15 protein-coding genes are annotated in these 15683 nt (G+C 50.0%); 13 read left to right on the forward strand and 2 right to left on the reverse strand.

Annotated elements, in window-relative coordinates; all coding sequences use genetic code 11:
* Nucleotides 1-259 precede the first annotated feature (259 nt).
* The 4 genes from C173_RS19880 to rplT all read left to right on the forward strand — a co-directional run bounded on the left by C173_RS19880 (nucleotide 260) and on the right by rplT (nucleotide 2932).
* Nucleotides 260-1501, forward strand: coding sequence for a glycosyltransferase family 2 protein (locus C173_RS19880; protein ID WP_036727659.1), 1242 nt, complete (start codon nucleotides 260-262; stop codon nucleotides 1499-1501).
* A gap of 284 nt (nucleotides 1502-1785) precedes the next feature.
* Complete coding sequence (infC, locus tag C173_RS19885; protein WP_036696103.1) at nucleotides 1786-2283, forward strand: translation initiation factor IF-3; 498 nt, start codon at nucleotides 1786-1788, stop codon at nucleotides 2281-2283.
* A gap of 57 nt (nucleotides 2284-2340) precedes the next feature.
* Nucleotides 2341-2541: a 50S ribosomal protein L35 gene (rpmI, locus tag C173_RS19890; protein ID WP_036696104.1), complete on the forward strand. Its 201-nt coding sequence runs from the start codon at nucleotides 2341-2343 to the stop codon at nucleotides 2539-2541.
* A gap of 31 nt (nucleotides 2542-2572) precedes the next feature.
* A complete protein-coding gene (rplT, locus tag C173_RS19895; protein ID WP_036649386.1) occupies nucleotides 2573-2932 on the forward strand; it encodes a 50S ribosomal protein L20 in 360 nt (119 codons plus the stop codon).
* Between the two features lie 85 nt (nucleotides 2933-3017).
* On the opposite strand, the gene C173_RS19900 is transcribed toward rplT, so the two are convergent.
* Nucleotides 3018-3560 (reverse strand): acyl-CoA thioesterase, encoded by a 543-nt coding sequence (locus C173_RS19900; RefSeq protein WP_036696107.1) that lies wholly within the window; start codon nucleotides 3558-3560, stop codon nucleotides 3018-3020.
* Nucleotides 3561-3868: 308 nt separating this feature from the next.
* On the opposite strand from C173_RS19900, the gene C173_RS19905 reads away from it, so the two are divergent.
* The 5 genes from C173_RS19905 to C173_RS19925 all read left to right on the forward strand — a co-directional run bounded on the left by C173_RS19905 (nucleotide 3869) and on the right by C173_RS19925 (nucleotide 9318).
* On the forward strand, nucleotides 3869-4951 hold the full coding sequence (locus C173_RS19905; RefSeq protein WP_036727661.1) for a BMP family lipoprotein: 1083 nt from the start codon (nucleotides 3869-3871) through the stop codon (nucleotides 4949-4951).
* Nucleotides 4952-5129: 178 nt separating this feature from the next.
* The gene (locus tag C173_RS19910) at nucleotides 5130-6668 is read left to right on the forward strand and encodes an ABC transporter ATP-binding protein (RefSeq protein ID WP_036727662.1); all 1539 of its coding nucleotides are present in this window, start codon (nucleotides 5130-5132) and stop codon (nucleotides 6666-6668) included.
* Complete coding sequence (locus C173_RS19915) at nucleotides 6661-7737, forward strand: ABC transporter permease (protein ID WP_036727664.1); 1077 nt, start codon at nucleotides 6661-6663, stop codon at nucleotides 7735-7737. Before C173_RS19910 ends, C173_RS19915 begins: the two co-directional genes overlap by 8 nt.
* Nucleotides 7738-8694 carry an ABC transporter permease gene (locus C173_RS19920; RefSeq protein WP_036727665.1) on the forward strand — a complete coding sequence of 319 codons (957 nt, stop codon included), beginning with the start codon at nucleotides 7738-7740 and terminating at the stop codon, nucleotides 8692-8694. It abuts the gene before it with no gap.
* A gap of 273 nt (nucleotides 8695-8967) precedes the next feature.
* Nucleotides 8968-9318, forward strand: a complete 351-nt coding sequence (locus tag C173_RS19925; RefSeq protein ID WP_036727667.1) for a hypothetical protein — start codon at nucleotides 8968-8970, stop codon at nucleotides 9316-9318.
* Nucleotides 9319-9339: 21 nt separating this feature from the next.
* Here the strand turns inward: C173_RS19925 and C173_RS19930 are convergent, their stop codons facing one another.
* The gene (locus tag C173_RS19930) at nucleotides 9340-9786 is read right to left on the reverse strand and encodes a GNAT family N-acetyltransferase (RefSeq protein ID WP_036727669.1); all 447 of its coding nucleotides are present in this window, start codon (nucleotides 9784-9786) and stop codon (nucleotides 9340-9342) included.
* 621 nt (nucleotides 9787-10407) lie between these two features.
* Between C173_RS19930 and ilvB the strand changes: the two genes are divergently transcribed.
* From ilvB to C173_RS19950, 4 genes are all read left to right on the forward strand, one after another.
* Nucleotides 10408-12159 carry a biosynthetic-type acetolactate synthase large subunit gene (gene ilvB / locus C173_RS19935; RefSeq protein WP_036727670.1) on the forward strand — a complete coding sequence of 584 codons (1752 nt, stop codon included), beginning with the start codon at nucleotides 10408-10410 and terminating at the stop codon, nucleotides 12157-12159.
* Nucleotides 12160-12164: 5 nt separating this feature from the next.
* Nucleotides 12165-12644, forward strand: coding sequence for an acetolactate synthase small subunit (ilvN, locus tag C173_RS19940; RefSeq protein WP_036727931.1), 480 nt, complete (start codon nucleotides 12165-12167; stop codon nucleotides 12642-12644).
* 205 nt (nucleotides 12645-12849) lie between these two features.
* Complete coding sequence (gene ilvC, locus C173_RS19945; RefSeq protein WP_036727672.1) at nucleotides 12850-13842, forward strand: ketol-acid reductoisomerase; 993 nt, start codon at nucleotides 12850-12852, stop codon at nucleotides 13840-13842.
* Between the two features lie 108 nt (nucleotides 13843-13950).
* The gene (locus tag C173_RS19950; RefSeq protein ID WP_036727673.1) at nucleotides 13951-15492 is read left to right on the forward strand and encodes a 2-isopropylmalate synthase; all 1542 of its coding nucleotides are present in this window, start codon (nucleotides 13951-13953) and stop codon (nucleotides 15490-15492) included.
* Nucleotides 15493-15683: the final 191 nt, after the last annotated feature.

Genomic DNA, 15683 nt, shown 5'->3' on the forward strand with positions numbered 1-15683 from the left:
AAAGCGACTACAATGATTCAAGCAGGAAGATCGCGTTTATAAGGTAACAGAGAAATAAGGAGCCAGCCAGTACACTGGAATCCATATTCATATCTTGTGAAACGGGACATAACACAATTCGGAATCCTGCCCGGAACTAAGGGGAAATTCTTGTCTACAGTAAGGGATGCAACAAAAGGGTCAGATAGAACGTTAGCAAGTTAGAGAGAGAGAAAGAGAAAAAACATCAAGATTTGGAAAAAGGGGGCATCTAAAGATCATGACAGACGCATTGTTTGTTACGCTCCAAGTGATCTTGGCGGCAATCGCAGTTTATCAGTTTGCATTTTCGCTGTTTGGACTGCGCAAGAAGAAGAACAAGGTTAGGCATGCGCCGCAAAAGTCATTTGCCGTACTGGTCGCCGCACACAACGAGGAAGAAGTGGTTGGCGCTCTGATGGAGAACCTGAAGCAGCTTAATTATCCCCAGGAACTTTACGATGTATTTGTCATCTGTGACAACTGTACGGATAATACCGCTGCGATCGTGCGGGAGCACGGCATGAATGCCTGTGTACGTACCAACAGCAACCTGCGCGGTAAAGGCTATGCCATCGAGTGGATGCTGAAGGAGCTGTGGGCGCTGCCCCGCCAGTACGACGCTGTAGTCATGTTCGATGCCGACAACCTCGCACATACAGAGTTCCTGACAGAGATGAACAACGATCTGTGTTCAGGCGGACGGGTCATTCAAGGCTACATTGATACGAAGAACCCGGAGGATTCCTGGATCACGGCTGCTTACGGCGTATCCTACTGGTACATCAACCGGCTGTGGCAGCTGTCGCGCCATAATCTGAAGATGGCCAACTTCCTCGGCGGTACAGGCATGTGCTTCGAGACTAACCTGCTGAAGGAAATGGGCTGGGGGGCAACCAGTCTGGTTGAGGATTTGGAATTCACCATGCGCAGCGCCTCCAAGGGCGTATATCCAAGATTTAATTATGATGCCAAAGTATTCGATGAGAAGCCGCTTACCTTCAAGGCTTCCTCCAGACAGCGTCTGCGCTGGATGCAGGGTCATTTCACCGTAGCCCGCCGTTACTTCTTCCCGCTGCTGTGGCAGGGGATCAAGGAACGCAGCCTGACGAAGTTCGACCTGGCACTGTATGGAGCGAACGTATACATTGTGTTGCTTACGTTCCTGATGACTGCCGTAATGTTTGTGGATAATGCTGTGTTTGGCGGTCCGCATATTGCGAATATTTACGGACATCTGCCGCTGTGGCTCGGGTACTTTGCCGTAGGGGCGAACATTCTGACCTTCCTGCTGGCCATGGCGCTGGAGCGGGTGAAGTTCAAGAAGGTCTATCTGTACCTGCTGGTGTTCCCGGTCTATCTGCTCTCGTGGTATCCCATCACGTTCTATGCGTTCTTCACGCAGAACAACAAGCAGTGGAGTCATACCAAGCATACGCGCGTAGTCCGGCTGGAGGAAGTGCAGAGCAAGCAGGTATCATAATCCGCCCTGTAAATTAATAATTTCAGAGGATGTTGACATCTTCAGTCTGATGATGTATAGTATTCAAGTGTGCAAAACATAGGGATTGCAAGCAGAAGCACCGGCTTCTCACCTGACAGGCTAACAGCCTGCTGGTTTTGATCTCAATGCTTTATGAATGGTTACAATTCATGAACGTTGATCAAACGGGGTGTCGGGGAATTACCGGCATCCCTTTTTTATGGAGAACCGTAATATATTATCTGAAAATTATTCGGAGGTGGAGGATTATCAGTAAGGAACATATGATCAATGATGAAATTCGTGCCAAAGAGGTTCGGCTGGTCGGAGCAGAGGGTGAACAAATCGGGATCAAGCCGATCCGCGAGGCGTTACAAATGGCGATCGATCTTAATCTGGATTTAGTCAACGTAGCACCGCAGGCGAAGCCGCCGGTATGCCGCATCATGGATTACGGCAAGTTCCGTTATGAAACGCAGAAGAAAGAGAAGGAAGCCCGCAAGAACCAGAAGATCGTGGATCTCAAGGAAGTCTGGTTCCGAGCAAACATTGAGGAACATGATTATCAGACCAAGTTCCGCAATGTAATCAAGTTCCTGGGCGAAGGCGATAAAGTGAAGTGCTCCGTCCGTTTCCGCGGCCGTGAGATTACCCACGCTAGTATCGGCCAGAAGATCCTGGAGCGCGTGAAGAGCGAAGTAGAAGAAATTGCTGTTGTAGAGCGCCAGCCTAAGCTGGAAGGCCGCAGCATGATTATGATTCTGGCTCCGAAGCCCCAATAATCCTGGAGTCACTTGCATAGCAATTTGGCGCCGCATAATATTCAAGGAGGAAACACCATGCCTAAAATGAAAACACATAGCAGCCTGAAAGGCCGCTTCAAGATCACTGGAACTGGTAAAGTATTGCGTTACAAAGCTCACAAGAACCACTTGCTGTCCCACAAATCGAAACGTGCAAAACGCGTATTGAACGGCAATCCGGTAATGGCCCCTGGGGATGTAAGACGTTTGAAACAAGGACTCGCTAACTTGAAATAGTTAATCACACATTTTTGGGAGGTTTATTAATATGGCAAGAGTTAAAGGCGGATTTGTAGTTCGTCGTAGACATAAAAAAGTATTGAAGCTGGCAAAGGGTTACTTCGGTTCCAAGCACCGCATTTTCAAAACAGCTAAAGAGCAAGTAATGAAATCGATGGTTTACGCATACCGTGACCGTCGTCAGACGAAACGTAACTTCCGCAGACTGTGGATCGTTCGTATCAATGCTGCAGCCCGTTTGAACGGTCTGTCTTACAGCAAGCTTGTATACGGCCTGAAATTGGCTGGTGTAGAAGTGAACCGTAAGATGCTGGCTGATCTGGCAGTGAATGATCTGAACGCCTTCAACTCCCTGGCTGTTGTTGCCAAAGAGAAGATCAACGCGTAAGACGCTATAAACCGAAAAGCACCGCCTGCGGGTTCTCCCGTGTGACGGTGCTTTTTTTGCGCGGTGGGAACCGCCGGATGGACAGCTATTCCCAGTATTTCGTTGTGCTAAGCAGCGAAGCGAGTTTCTTGCTGCTGGAGCGTCTCAGCTTGCGCAGCGCAGACCGCTCGTCAGCAGACTGGCAGATCAGCTTCTCTTCGTCGGTCTGGGCCACGATGGCCGGAACAGGGGCTGTAGTGCCGTCTTCATTCATAGCTACGAAGGTCAGGAAGGAAGTTGCGGCAACGGCGCGTTCGCCTGTGTAGAGATTCTCGGAGATAATCTTGACGAATACCTCAATGCTGGTGCGGCCCGTCCAGGAGACAAAGGATTCGAAGCAGACGGAGTCCGTCGGCCGGATCGGCAGGAGGAAGTCGACAGAGTCAGCGGATGCCGTTACTACGTTGACCCGGCAGTGGCGCATGGCCGAGATGGAGGCCACTTCATCGATGGTGCTCATGAGCTTGCCGCCGAACAGTGTCTTGTGATTGTTCACATCATTCGGGAAGACGCGGCCGGTTTTGAATACGCGGGATTCATGACAGTATTTGAAGTCGGGTGCAGCTTGTGGTGTGTGTTCTTGTTCCATTTTCAGTAACTCCCTTTGCGTACAAGATGTAATCATACATGATAATAGAAAAGCCTTCCCTGTGCAATAATAATGTTAATGCACTTGGAGCCATAAGCTACATTTTGAGGTTTTCTAACATATAACGGACACAGAAATAACAGCCCGTGTCAAGGTAAGCGATTTCTTGTTGAAAAATGCAAATTATTATTGACCTGAGGTCATTAATAGACTGGATTTTAGCTTTTTTTGCAGGTATAATTTGTACTAATGGTATGTCCAAAGCAGAACACAGAAGACATCCAATTTACTAAGGGGGATCACTTTCGATGAAGAAGTTTTACCAACTATCTTTGGTTATGGTTATGGCCTTCACTGTCATTCTGGCAGGTTGCGGTAACAATAACAGCGCTAATTCCGGATCCAATGCTGGAACAGCAACTACTGCACCAACAGACGCAGCTGCAACAGAAGCACCAGCAGCAACTGACGCTCCTAAGGCTGTCAAACTGGGTCTAGTAACTGACGTAGGCGGAGTAAACGATAAGTCCTTTAACCAGTCTTCCTGGGAAGCACTGGAGGCTATGGAGAAGGAATTCGGCGCTGAGATCAAATACCTGCAGAGTAAATCCAATGCAGACTATGAGCCTAACCTTAACCAGTTCGTTAAAGGCGGCTATGACCTCACTTGGGGAATCGGCTTCGACCTTGGCGATGCCGTACTGAAGGTTGCCAAAGAGAACCCGAATGCTAATCTTGCGATCATCGACAGTGTAGTGGACGCTCCTAACGTTGAATCTGTAACCTTTGCCGAGAATGAAGGCTCCTTCCTGGTGGGTGTTGTTGCTGGTATGACAACCAAAACCAACAAAGTAGGTTTCATCGGCGGTATGGAAAGCCCGGTTATCAAACGTTTCGAAGTGGGCTTCAAAGCCGGCGTAGAAGCGGTTAACCCTAATGCAAAAGTAACTATCACTTATGCAGGTGCTTATGACAAGCCTGATACCGGTAAATCTTTGGCTGCAACGCTGTATGATGCCGGCAACGACATTATTTTCCCTGCTGCAGGCGCAACAGGCAACGGCGTATTTAACGAAGCGAAATCCCGCAACAAAGCCGGCGGCAGCAAAGTATGGGTTATCGGCGTTGACAAAGACCAGTCCCTGGAATTTGGCGATGATGTAACGCTGACTTCCATGATCAAACGTGTTGACGAAGCGGTTAAGAAGGTTTCCCAGCAGGTTGTTGACGGTACCTTCAAAGGCGGTACTACAACTGTTCTTAGTCTGAAAGACAACGGTGTAGGCCTTCCTGAAACATCCAAAGCTAACGTTACTGCCGATATTCTGGCTAAGGTTGACGAATACAGCAAACAAATCATTGATGGAACAATCGTTGTTCCTTCCGAGTAATTCATTGCTTCAGCTTAACCCGATTTAACATAACGACGAAGCAGGGCCGGTTCAAACACTGGCCTTGTTCTCTGTCAGCATCTGTTATAGACAATCACAACTGTACCGTCCTTGTGTGGGGCGGTACAGCCGTGTCTAAAAGGCAATATTATATATATTCTGTGATGAGGGTGATTCCATGAGTGCTGCGGCTCCTGTCGTAGAGTTGAAGCAAATCACAAAACGCTTTCCCGGTATCGTTGCGAACGACTCCATTAGTCTGACGCTGGAAAAAGGGGAGATCCATGCGCTGCTTGGTGAGAACGGGGCAGGCAAATCAACCTTGATGAATATCGTATTCGGACTGTACCAGCCCGATGAAGGCAGCATCGAAATCGACGGGAAACCGGTTATTATTGATAACCCCAATAAAGCTATTGAGCTTGGCATTGGTATGGTTCACCAGCATTTCAAGCTTGTTGATCCTTTTACGGTCACCGAGAACATTGTTCTGGGCATGGAGCCGAAGAAAGGTCTTAAAATTGACTATAAATCCGCTGCGGAGCAGGTTCGTAAGCTATCTGAGCAGTACGGGCTCCAAGTCAATCCAAATGCCAAAATTCATGACATTTCGGTAGGCATGCAGCAACGGGTAGAAATTATGAAAACCCTGTACCGCGGAGCGGATATACTTATATTCGATGAGCCTACCGCTGTACTAACGCCGCAGGAAATTACGGAACTGATGGCGATTATGAAGCGGCTTGTTGCAGAAGGTAAATCCATTATTCTGATCACACATAAGCTGAAAGAAATCATGCAGATTTCCGACCGTGTCACCATTATCCGGCGCGGTAAGGTGATTGATACGGTGAAGACCACCGAGACCAATCCTAACGAGCTTGCTGAGAAGATGGTCGGACGCGGAGTAACCTTCAAAGTGGACAAGCAGCCGCCGCATATTGGCGAGAGCATCCTGAAGCTGTCTAATGTCAGCAGCAAAAGCAAGGATGGCGTGCCTGTGCTGAATGGCCTGAGCTTCGAAGTTAAGGCGGGGGAGATTCTCGGAATCGCCGGAGTGGACGGTAACGGCCAGAGTGAGCTGATTCAGGCCATTACCGGGCTGCGCAAGATTGACTCAGGTTCGATCCAGGTCTCCGGTAAGGAGATTGGCAATCTGTCACCGCGCAAGGTATCTGAAATGAATGTCTCCCATATTCCGGAGGACCGTCACAAGCATGGTCTGGTGCTGGACTTCACCGTGAGCGAGAACATGGTTCTGGAGACGTATTATAAGAGTCCATATAACCAGAACGGGTTCTTGAACACAGATGTGATTAACAAGCATGCCGAAGATCTGGTAAGACAATTCGATGTGCGCACACCTTCTATAGAGAATAAAGCCCGCTCCTTATCCGGCGGTAATCAACAAAAAGCGATTATTGCGCGGGAAATAGACAAGAATCCGACTCTTCTGATTGCCGCTCAGCCAACGCGCGGTTTGGATGTCGGAGCCATTGAATTTGTGCAGAAGCAGCTGATTGCGCAGCGTGACCAAGGCAAGGCTGTACTGCTGATTTCATTTGAGTTGGATGAAATTATGAATGTGTCCGACCGGATTGCCGTTATTTATGAAGGGCAGATTGTCGGAGAGGTATTCCCGCAGGATACGAATGACCAGGAGCTGGGTCTGATGATGGCGGGCAGTTTGAAGCGGGGAGGTCATGCGGATGTCTAGGCTCCGGAAAATATTCGCAACAGACAGCTACATAATTCCTCTTGTAGCAATTCTGATGGGTTTCCTTGTAGGTGCTATCGTCATGCTGATTGGCGGTTATGATCCTATTGCGGCTTACTCTGCGCTGTTCAAGCGTGTGTTCGGCAGCCCGTATGATTTCGGTGAGGCGATCCGCGAGATGACTCCGCTTATGCTGACGGGTCTGGCTGTAGCATTTGCCTTCCGCTCAGGGATGTTCAACATTGGTGCGGACGGGCAGGTCATGATCGGGATGACGGCTGCATCTGTTGTCGGCATTAAGCTTGGCGGGGTATTGCCGGCTTTCCTGTTAGTGCCGCTTGCGGTCATTGCAGCTGCTGTATGCGGCGGACTATGGGCCGGTATTGCCGGATATCTGAAGGCCAAGCGCGGAATTAATGAAGTTATCACAACGATCATGTTGAACTGGATTGCGCTCTTCCTGTCGAATTATATTGTCCGGACGTTCCTGCTTCTGCAAGGGCAGAACCGGTCGGAGGATAATCCGGCTTCTCTATCGATGACCTTCCTCTTCTCCACCTTTGATAACGCCCGCCTGCACTGGGGAACTGTAATTGCTTTGGCGGCAGCAACTTTCTTCTATGTCTATCTCTGGAAGACCAAGCAGGGCTACGAAATGCGTGCAGTAGGCTTGAACCCGCATGCTGCCGAATATGCAGGAATGAATGTCGGACGTAACGTGGTGAAGGCAATGTTCATCAGCGGCGTGTTCGCAGGTCTCGCAGGCGCTGGTGAAGTGCTGGGTGTATTCCATTATCAATCCGTATTTGCAGCTTCACCTGGTTATGGATTTGACGGTATCGCTGTTGCCCTGCTTGGACTGACCCATCCGCTGGGTGTCATTCTCGCTGCTATTCTATACGGCACGCTGACGTACGGTTCGGCAGGCATGAGCTTCGGTGCGGATGTGCCTCCGGAGCTGATCCGTATTGTAATCGGTTCGATCATATTCTTCATTGCTGCGCAAGGCATTGTACGCTGGGTGCTCAAACCGTTTTACTTCAAGCGCAAGAAAGAGAAGGTGTTATAGATGGACTTCGTAGTCTTAGGCCAACTGCTCAATACGACGCTTGTTTTTTCCACAGCGCTAATATTTGCCTCCCTCGGCGGCATCTTCTCTGAACGATCCGGTGTCGTGAACATCGGACTTGAAGGCTTAATGATGTTTGGCGCCTTTGCAGCTGCAGTAGGTGGCTACTATGCTCAAGATGCAGGCATGGGCGAATGGGCCCCTTGGGTCGGGGTGCTTTGTGCCATGGCTGTCGGAGTAATCGGTTCACTGATCCATGCTGTGGCTGCGATTACCTTCAAGGCTGACCAGACGATAAGCGGTACGGTTATTAACTTCCTGGCCGCAGGCAGCACATTGTACATGGTTAAGCTGTTCTTCGAAGGATCAGGCGAAACTCCGTTGATCGACGGATTCAGCAAAGTGGCGATTCCCGGGCTCTCTAAGATTCCGGTTATCGGCGAGGGGATATTTAACTCCTATCCAACCACTTATCTGGCGATTATCTTAGTCATTGTCATTTATTTCATCCTGTTCAAAACTCCGTTTGGACTCCGTCTGCGCGCAGTCGGTGAACATCCGAGTGCGGCTGATACCCTGGGTGTCAATGTCAACAAGATGAGATATATCGGTGTCATGCTGAGCGGACTGCTGGCGGGTATCGGCGGAGCCACCATTACCTTGACTACTACAGGTACGTTTGCGCACAATACGATCTCGGGACAAGGCTTTATTGCCATTGCTGCGATGATCTTCGGGAAGTGGAATCCGCTTGGTGCCTTCGGTGCTGCGGTATTCTTCGGCTTCTCCCAGGCGATCCGCAACTATGTCCAGCTGTTTGAATGGTCCAAGAGCATTCCGCAGGAATTCATCTTCATGATTCCTTATGTGTTAACTATTATCGTTCTGGTGAGTGCTGTGGGCCGTTCCTCGGCACCTAAGGCGCTTGGTGAACCTTACGATCCGAGCAAACGCTAAGGCTATCGGTATACCAATTCCAGAGCTTAACAGAACAGAGCGCATTTCCGGATTTCCGGGGATGCGCTTTTTTGGTAGATAAGAATTTATATGTTTTGGGGTCCCCGCAAAGCACCTGAGTCATCGTCGAAGCTAAAGTCCCACTTTGCGGGGGATTTTGTAATCATTGCAGGCAGCAGCTGCGAATACTTTCAGCCCGGAGGCGGGCAGATGTACAGGCAAATACCGGGTGAGGCGAATAGAGTGTTAAGAAACAACTACAGGAGGGATATTATGGCACACCCGGTTACGAAGCAACAAGTGATCAAGCTGATAGGCAAACATATCGTGGCGGTAAAAAAAGACGGGTCCAAAGTGACGGGCAAACTGATCCGCATCTCAGGCAACCGGTTGATTTTGCAGCGTATCAGTGGTAAAAAAGTACAAACCAAGGCACTGATTCCGCTCGTATTGTTTGATTTGCTGGCCATTGGTACGGCTCCTTACGGTTATGGCGGAGGCTACGGGTATGGCGGTGCTCCTTACGGGGGCGGTTATGGTTATGGCCATGGTCCAGTTCCCGGCCCTTATGGCGGCTACGGCCCAGGTCCTGGTTATGGAATTCCGCCGATCGGATTCTTTTAAGCCATATAACTTGCTGCTTTATCAGCGGAACTGTTTCTCAAGCTCATAGCAGTAGTTTTGCGGTTGATAACGGGCTACACTGTAGCCCAGTTTTTCATAAAAGTTCAAACCGGCAGTATTTCCGGTATCTACAGAGACCTTTGCTCTGTGGCATGCACGGGATAGTGCAAACCGCTCCGCCCTGTCCATAAGCATATTTCCGTATCGCTTACGCCTTGCATCCGGGGCAATGGCGAGCATATCAATGTATAATAAATCGCCATGCAGCAGAAAATGCACGAACCCCAGCGGATCACTGTCGTAGTCGGGACAAGCAACAAGTGTGACTCCCTGTCCCAGGCGGCGGGGCAAATCCTTCCTGACCTGATTAATGATTGTCTGCGGAAGATGGGATAACGGGACAAGCTGCTTTTCAATTAAGTCATAAATAATCGTGTCATCCTGCCTGGGTCTGCGGTAACGAATCATAAATATTGCCCCCTTTCCACGCATTGTCGTACATCATATGCCCCGGGCGGTGTGGGCGTTCCGGCAAGAATAGAACAAGATTTTATGAACAATTTAATGTATAACCTGCAGAGGGGTATTGACTAACCGTGTGAGGAATCATATAATGTGTCTAAACATTTAACGAGCATACATGTATCGGCAATGATGAGGACGAAGTTTTAAGGGCTCTTTTGTTCAGAGAGTGAGAGGAATTGCTGCAACCTCCACCAGAATCCCTTATATACGAGCTCACCTCGGAGCTGTTTCCCTGAAAGGTCCACCAGCAGGAGCGGTGGAATTATTAGGGGGAATCGTTTGGTCCGCGTTAGGGACTTCAGGTTACGAAGATTTGGGCCCTGCCTACATCGATGGATTTTTGTATACCTGATAAGGCATATCATCGTGAGATGTTATGCAAACATGGGTGGTACCACGGAAGCTAAACCTTTCGTCCCTCACGCGCTTCTTCTGCGCGTGGGAGGCGAAAGGTTTTTTTGTTGAAACAGGAAAGATTTAAGCCTGTTCGCTAATATTAAAGGTTGGATACTGACGTCCTGTCATTTGAATAATGCATGTGAACGATCGAAGGGAGGAATACTGATGAGCGCGCAATTACCGGAAGAAGTGCGGTCGATAGAGCAGTTACGTGAGAAATGGAAAAATCCAGAGGTGGTTTCGGGTTCCGAAGTCCTCCTGCGCAGTCTTGTACTGGAAGGTGTAGATACTGTATTTGGATATCCCGGCGGGGCTGTACTCTATATCTATGATGCTCTTTATGGATTCGACGATTTCAATCATATTCTGACACGCCATGAGCAGGGAGCGATCCATGCGGCTGACGGGTACGCAAGAGCGAGCGGTAAAGTGGGTGTATGTATTGCCACTTCAGGCCCCGGGGCAACCAATCTGGTAACCGGAATTGCTACAGCTTTTATGGATTCGGTTCCGCTGGTGGTCATTACCGGTAACGTATTCTCCAGCCTGATTGGCACAGATGCTTTTCAGGAAGCGGATATTACCGGGATAACGATGCCGATTACGAAGCACAGCTATCTGGTGCGGGATGTTGAGGATCTGCCGCGTATTATTCATGAAGCCTTCCATATTGCGAATACGGGACGTAAAGGTCCGGTACTGATCGATATTCCGAAGGATGTATCGGCGGCGATGACATTGTTCACTCCGGCAGAACACCAGGGAGTTAACCTTCGCGGCTACAATCCGCGCACGGTTCCCAATAAGCTGCAGCTCGATAAGCTTGTGAAGGCTATTGAGGCGGCGGAGCGTCCGATTATTATTGCAGGCGGCGGAGTCATCTACTCTGGAGCGCATGAGTCCATGTATGAATTCGTGAAGCGCACGGAGATTCCAATTACTACTACATTGCTGGGACTGGGGTGTTACCCGAGCGGCGAAGAGTTGTGGATGGGAATGCCGGGAATGCACGGCACATACACAGCGAATAATGCCATTCAGCAATGCGATCTGCTGATTAACATCGGTGCCCGGTTCGATGACCGCGTAACCGGCAAGCTGGACGGCTTCGCTCCTAAAGCGAAGATCGTGCATATCGATATTGATCCGGCCGAGATCGGCAAGAATGTAGCAACTGATATTCCTATTGTGGGCGATGTTAAGACGGTTCTGGAAATGCTGATCCCGGATGTGAAGCGTGCCTCGAAGGCTGATGCCTGGAGAACACAGATTGCCCAGTGGAAGCTGGACCAGCCGTACCGGTACAAGGATTCGGAGACGGAGCTGAAGCCGCAGTGGGTCATCCAGATGATCAATGACACCACCAAAGGTGAAGCTATTGTGACGACTGACGTAGGCCAGCATCAGATGTGGGCTGCTCAATATTACAAGTTCAACCATCCGCGTTCATGGATTACTTCGGGGGGCCTTGGAACAATGGGCTTCGGATTCCCGTCAGCGATCGGGGCGCAAATGGCCCATCCGCAGCGGCTCGTAGTCTCCATTAATGGTGATGGCGGCATGCAGATGTGCTCCCAGGAGCTTGCGATCTGTGCGATCAATAAGATTCCGGTCAAGATCGTTGTGATTAACAATCAGGTACTCGGAATGGTCCGTCAGTGGCAGAACCTGATCTATGAGAAGCGTTACAGCTATACCGATCTGGCCGGCAGCCCGGACTTTGTGAAGCTGGCTGAGGCTTACGGTGTGAAGGGCCTGCGGGCAACGAACAAGGAAGAAGCCAGCGCCGCCTGGAAAGAAGCCATGGAAACACCTGGACCTGTCCTGGTAGAATTCGTTGTCCCCAAAGACGAGAATGTCTACCCGATGGTAACCCAAGGGTCTACCATTGATCAAATGCTGATGGGGGATGAATAACAGTGATGAGACATACGATTGCTGTGCTTGTGAATGACCAGCCTGGCGTGCTGCAGCGGGTATCCGGATTATTCGGCCGCCGGGGGTTCAATATTGAGAGTATTACTGTTGGGCAATCCGAAGAGGTCGGATTGTCCCGGATGGTCATTGTAACGTTAGGTGATCAGCATACTCTGGAGCAGATTGAGAAGCAGCTCTACAAGCTGATTGATGTAATTAAGGTAGTTGATCTGGGTTCAAAGCCTATGGTTGCCCGTGAGCTGGCGCTCATTAAGGTCAAGGCTGAGCCCTCTGAGCGGCCTGAGATTATGGGCGTAGTCGAGACCTTCCGTGCCTCGGTAGTAGATATCGGTACGGCAAGCCTGCTGGTGCAGGTAGTCGGAGAAACCACCAAAATTGATGCAATGATTGAGCTGCTTAAGCCTTATGGTATTAAGGAGCTGTCCCGGACAGGAGTAACGGCGATGATCCGCGGGAATGCCTAATCGTCACATTTTACAGCTTTAACGAATTGCTGCTTGCGTGCATTAATTTAATTAAGACATTCATTTAATTAAGATTAGGACAGACTTTGCCCGCTAAAGAGCGGGGGCTTGAGGAGCACGCTATAATAGAGTAAGCCTAACAGGAGTGTGCTCTTGAAGCACCCGCTCTTTACGATGGGTCCCAAATTAAAGGAGGATTTTGACAATGGCAGTTACAACGTACTATGAACAGGATGCAGAGCTTAGCGTATTGAAGGGAAAGACAATTGCAGTAATCGGGTACGGTAGCCAAGGACATGCCCAGGCACAGAACCTGCGTGACAGTGGTCTTCAGGTGGTTATCGGTCTGCGTGAAGGTAAATCTTTTGAAACTGCCAAGAATGACGGCTTTGAAGTATTGTCTGTAGCAGAAGCAGTATCCCGTGCAGATGTGGTGCAAATCCTCATGCCGGACGAAACTCAGGCATCTGTATATAAGAATGATATCGAACCGAACCTCAAGAATGGCGCGGCTCTGATGTTCTCCCACGGTTTCAACGTGCATTTTGGACAAATCGTAGCTCCTAAGGATGCGGATGTGCTGTTGGTAGCTCCTAAATCTCCTGGACACATGGTTCGCCGCACTTATGTTGAAGGCTTCGGCGTTCCCGGCCTGATCGCTATTGAACAGGATGCAACCGGCAATGCCAAGGCTATTGGTCTGGCGTATGCCAAAGGCATCGGCTGTACCCGTGCCGGAGTCATCGAAACCTCCTTCCGTGAAGAGACAGAAACGGATCTGTTCGGTGAACAGGCTGTTCTCTGCGGCGGTGTGTCCGAACTGATCAAGGCTGGTTTCGAGACATTGACTGAAGCCGGATATGCGCCTGAGATGGCTTACTTCGAGTGCTTGCATGAGCTGAAGCTGATTGTTGACATGGTATATGAAGGCGGATTGTCCAGCATGCGCGATTCCATCAGTAACACAGCGGAATACGGTGACTATGTAACTGGACCACGCATCATCACTGCTGAGACTAAGAAAGCTATGAAAGAAGTACTGTCTGATATTCAACAGGGTAAATTCGCCCGCGACTTTATCCTTGAGAACCAATCCGGCCGTGCCTTCCTGACCGCTACCCGCCGCAATGAAGCCGCTCATCCGGTAGAAGTGGTTGGCAGCCAGCTGCGTGAAATGATGCACTGGATTAAGAAATAAAATCATATACTTCAGAATACAAGTAACCATAGTGTGATTCTCAGATGCGGCCGTAATTTTGCGGGCCGCATTTGAGGGTTTATGGACAATCTTCAGGAGGTGCTCAGCATGCGGAAAATTCATGTGTTCGACACGACGCTGCGTGACGGGGAGCAGTCGCCGGGTGTGAACCTCAATACACGTGAGAAGGTAGAAATCGCTTACCAGCTGGAGAAGCTGGGGATTGACCGGATGGAGGCAGGCTTTCCAGCCGCTTCGCCAGGAGATCTGGCTGCGGTGAACGCAGTGGCCAGAGCGGTCAAGAACGTCACCGTAATCGGTCTGTCCCGTTCCAGAGAGAGCGATATTGATGCGGTCAAGGAAGCGCTGCAGGGGGCACAGGACCCATGCATTCATATTTTCCTGGCTACATCGCCGATACACCGGCAGCATAAGCTGCGCATGGAGAAGTCACAAGTGCTGGAAACGGCACAATCGGCGATCCGCTATGCCAAGAAGTATTTTCCCAAGCTGGAATTCTCCCTGGAGGACGCCGGCCGTACCGAGCGTGATTTCATGGCTGAAATGGTATCCATGGCGATCCGCGAGGGTGCGAATGTGGTGAATATTCCGGATACGGTCGGTTACCTGAATCCGGCGGAATACGGTGCCATCTTCAAATTCCTGAAGGATACGGTGCCGGATATCGAGCGGGTACAGCTTAGCGCCCATTGTCATAATGATCTGGGGATGGCTACTGCCAATACGCTGGCTGCCATTCAGAATGGCGCAGACCAGATTGAGGGTACGATCAACGGGATCGGGGAACGTGCCGGCAATACAGCGATTGAAGAGGTGGCTCTGGCGCTTGAGACCCGCAGTGAGTATTTCGGCGCCAAGACCTCTCTGGTCCTATCCGAAATCTCCCGTACCAGCCGTCTCGTCAGTAAGCTGACAGGGATGGTTGTGCCGGGGAACAAGGCGATTGTCGGCGCGAATGCCTTCGCCCATGAATCCGGGATTCATCAGGATGGCATGCTGAAGGAGAAGACGACCTACGAGATTATGACACCGGAAACTATCGGCCTCAAAGAAAGCAAGCTGGTACTCGGCAAGCATTCGGGCCGTCACGCTTTCCGCGATAAGCTGAGTGATCTGGGCTATGACATCTCTGAGGAAGAGGTCAATGCCGCTTTTGCCAAGTTCAAGGATCTCGCAGATAAGAAAAAAGAAGTCTCAGACGAGGATATCCTTGCGCTTCTGGAAGAGAAGCTGATCGATACACCGGAGACCTTCAGCCTGCAGACGATCTATGTTACGTATGGCAATGAGGCTACTCCAACCGCCAAGGTGATTATTCACGGCCAGGACCCGCAGCCGATTGTGGCGGTTGCCGAAGGCAACGGATCGGTAGATGCGATCTACAATGCCATTGACCAGGCTACAGGGGAAGAAGTCACACTTGGTGATTATTCGATCAAAGCCGTCAGCAGAGGGAAGGATGCTCAGGGTGAGGTGCATGTCGTGCTCTCGCAGGGCGAGGTGGCTGCGCAGGGCCGCGGACTTAGCACCGATATTCTGGAAGCGAGTGCCAGAGCCTACCTGGATGCATTGAACAAGCTGATTGAGAAGCGCAAGACCTACACCAAGCGGGAGCATGCCAATCTATAATTCAACTATTTAAAAGGTTTAAAAGAAGCTTCACCGGAACAGTTCATTCTGTCCGGGGAGGCTTCTTTTTTTGTTCAATAATCTGCTGAAATTTTTTTGACGCTGAGCATTCCGGGGTAGAATCCAGCTGAAGGGGATTTGAAACAAGTTTTAATTGAAAAGAATGAACAAGATGAGTCGGAAAAATGAAA

It is taken from the genome of Paenibacillus sp. FSL R7-277 (assembly GCF_000517965.1).
In the GTDB taxonomy this organism is placed as follows: Bacteria; Bacillota; Bacilli; order Paenibacillales; family Paenibacillaceae; genus Paenibacillus_AQ; species Paenibacillus_AQ silagei.

What these genes read in the sequence shown, in the direction of transcription:
- C173_RS19900 (WP_036696107.1), bottom strand. Translation starts at nt 3,560, where the DNA reads ATGGAACAAGAACACACACCACAAGCTGCACCCGACTTCAAATACTGT.
- C173_RS19910 (WP_036727662.1), top strand. Translation starts at nt 5,130, where the DNA reads ATGAGTGCTGCGGCTCCTGTCGTAGAGTTGAAGCAAATCACAAAACGC.
- ilvC (WP_036727672.1), top strand. Translation starts at nt 12,850, where the DNA reads ATGGCAGTTACAACGTACTATGAACAGGATGCAGAGCTTAGCGTATTG.
- C173_RS19920 (WP_036727665.1), top strand. Translation starts at nt 7,738, where the DNA reads ATGGACTTCGTAGTCTTAGGCCAACTGCTCAATACGACGCTTGTTTTT.
- rplT (WP_036649386.1), top strand. Translation starts at nt 2,573, where the DNA reads ATGGCAAGAGTTAAAGGCGGATTTGTAGTTCGTCGTAGACATAAAAAA.
- C173_RS19905 (WP_036727661.1), top strand. Translation starts at nt 3,869, where the DNA reads ATGAAGAAGTTTTACCAACTATCTTTGGTTATGGTTATGGCCTTCACT.
- rpmI (WP_036696104.1), top strand. Translation starts at nt 2,341, where the DNA reads ATGCCTAAAATGAAAACACATAGCAGCCTGAAAGGCCGCTTCAAGATC.
- C173_RS19930 (WP_036727669.1), bottom strand. Translation starts at nt 9,786, where the DNA reads ATGATTCGTTACCGCAGACCCAGGCAGGATGACACGATTATTTATGAC.
- C173_RS19925 (WP_036727667.1), top strand. Translation starts at nt 8,968, where the DNA reads ATGGCACACCCGGTTACGAAGCAACAAGTGATCAAGCTGATAGGCAAA.
- ilvB (WP_036727670.1), top strand. Translation starts at nt 10,408, where the DNA reads ATGAGCGCGCAATTACCGGAAGAAGTGCGGTCGATAGAGCAGTTACGT.
- C173_RS19880 (WP_036727659.1), top strand. Translation starts at nt 260, where the DNA reads ATGACAGACGCATTGTTTGTTACGCTCCAAGTGATCTTGGCGGCAATC.
- ilvN (WP_036727931.1), top strand. Translation starts at nt 12,165, where the DNA reads ATGAGACATACGATTGCTGTGCTTGTGAATGACCAGCCTGGCGTGCTG.
- C173_RS19915 (WP_036727664.1), top strand. Translation starts at nt 6,661, where the DNA reads ATGTCTAGGCTCCGGAAAATATTCGCAACAGACAGCTACATAATTCCT.
- C173_RS19950 (WP_036727673.1), top strand. Translation starts at nt 13,951, where the DNA reads ATGCGGAAAATTCATGTGTTCGACACGACGCTGCGTGACGGGGAGCAG.
- infC (WP_036696103.1), top strand. Translation starts at nt 1,786, where the DNA reads ATGATCAATGATGAAATTCGTGCCAAAGAGGTTCGGCTGGTCGGAGCA.